This is a genomic window from Mycobacterium sp. (assembly GCF_049673265.1).
GTDB lineage: Bacteria > Actinomycetota > Actinomycetes > Mycobacteriales > Mycobacteriaceae > Mycobacterium.
In genome coordinates this window covers 1-1802 of sequence record NZ_JBATXN010000344.1, presented here as the reverse complement: position 1 = coordinate 1802, position 1802 = coordinate 1, and the positions used below count along the sequence as shown (strand labels likewise).

The window sequence follows — 1802 nt, the reverse complement described above, 5'->3', positions numbered from 1 at the left end:
TCCGAGGACAACCTTAACGGAACCTGAGATCATTCAGCTCGTCGGACGCCAGTGCAATAGCGGCGATCGACACGTGTCGGGGGACATGTTCGACAACGTAGTTAGCTGCCGCACACCAGCTCGGCGAATCATCTGTGATCTTGAGAACAAGGGGAGCACCTATGAAGAAAGTGATTCTCGGCGCCGCGCTGTGCGGCGCGGCGGTGGCGTTGGCCGGTGCAGCTAACGCCGACACCAGCAACTTCCTGTCCGGCTCAGACGACGCATTAATCCTGGGCGCCACCGGCATACCGACACCGGATGCCGCCTACATCGGCGACGCGGAAAACCTGTACCTCGACCCGAACGGGTACGACGGCACCACCGCGACCACGCTGGCGCTGACCACTCCGGAAACCAACAACTTCGCCACGAGCGTCGCGCAGGGCGAGCACATCCTCATCAACGCGATCGTGGCCGACTACAACGCCGGCGACATGGGCTGCAACGCCTCGGGCGTGTGCAGCGACCCGCTGACGATTTTCACCTACTCACAAAGCAGCGCCATCGCCTCCCTCGCCGAACAGCAACTCGTCGCCGACAAAATCCCCACCGACGCTTTACGTTTCGTGATGCTCGGCGCCAACCCCAACGGCGTGCCCGACCACCTGTACCCGACCGAGGTGTACAACATCCACGGCGACTTCTACGCGGAACCCGGCACCTTAGGCACAACTTGGCAGGACGTCATGCTCGGGATGGAACTCCATGAGGCCTACCTCGGGTTGACGCCAGCCGAAATCGACTCGGCCACACAGGTAGTCGACGGAATGACAACCGTCTACGACATCCCAACGCTGACCACCACCGAGCTGTGGGAAGCGCTGATCAGTGCGGTGGCCGCAGGTACTTAGGCGGCCGCCCGGCCAGCCGCGGCCGGTCTCCTGAGAAAAACCTGAGAGACGCCTGAGGCTGGGGCCGAGGAATCAGGAACGCGGCTTGTGGCCGATGACCATGCGCGTTGCGTGTACTTCAGTGCCCGCGGTGGTCTCGACTACCTCCAGCCAGCCGATCGGAGAGTAAATCTGCGTGTTGACCCTATTGCTCGCGCCGATGGTGACGGTGAGGACGCCGCTTTCGTTGACGGCGTAGGTGTCCTTGTCGCCGTAGTCGACGAAATGGCCAGTGCTGATCACAACCGTGAATGCCATTTGGGGAGTCTCGCACGCCGGACGGCCTCGCCGTGGTCTTCGTCGACATGATCCATCTGGCATGGGCTGCCAACTTCAGCTCCGGCATGCTGCCGATGCTGTAAGTGGTTGTGCGACAACGTCGCTACTCGCGCGGCCCACTCGGTGGTGGCGGCTCGGTGCTCTCGCTAGCGCGCTGCAGATATTGCGGGCAGTATGCGCTGGCCGCGATCGCAGTGAATTTCGCGGCGCTGGTCGTACTGATTCCCGGATTCTGCTCGCTTACATGCTGGACGACGTCGAGTTCCGGCTGGCCATGGCTCATCATCGCGCACGCGGTCTTGCCGGCGCTGATCGCGCTCGGTCCGTTGCTAAACGTGATGCCGGCTTTGGTTAGCGCGTCCAGGAAGCTCGCGTCGACGCCGGGGTCGGCATGCGCGGGCGCGCCCAATCCCACTGCGGCGGCGACGCCGAACAGCACCAGCAGACGTCGCATGCGCCCATCATTGCTCACCTGGGCGCCGTTGTCGTATCGCACCCACCCGCCCCGGAATGCTGTCAAGATCAGATCGTGGCCGAGAAAATCGAAGTCCAACGCAAGATCGCCGCTTCGCCATCCGACATCTTCGCCGT

3 protein-coding genes are annotated in these 1802 nt (G+C 62.8%); 1 reads left to right on the top strand and 2 read right to left on the bottom strand.

Annotation, left to right across the window (positions count from 1 at the left end; translation table 11 throughout):
* Positions 1-161 precede the first annotated feature (161 nt).
* The gene (locus tag WBF82_RS12005; protein ID WP_424383249.1) at positions 162-893 is read left to right on the top strand and encodes a PE-PPE domain-containing protein; all 732 of its coding nucleotides are present in this window, start codon (positions 162-164) and stop codon (positions 891-893) included.
* Between the two features lie 72 nt (positions 894-965).
* Here WBF82_RS12005 and WBF82_RS12000 read toward each other — a convergent pair whose 3' ends face one another.
* Both WBF82_RS12000 and WBF82_RS11995 read right to left on the bottom strand, forming a co-directional pair.
* A complete protein-coding gene (locus tag WBF82_RS12000) occupies positions 966-1190 on the bottom strand; it encodes a hypothetical protein (protein WP_424383248.1) in 225 nt (74 codons plus the stop codon).
* A 124-nt stretch (positions 1191-1314) separates the two neighbouring features.
* Positions 1315-1802 (bottom strand): DUF732 domain-containing protein (locus WBF82_RS11995; RefSeq protein ID WP_424383247.1); only part of this gene is annotated, 488 nt, incomplete at its 5' end.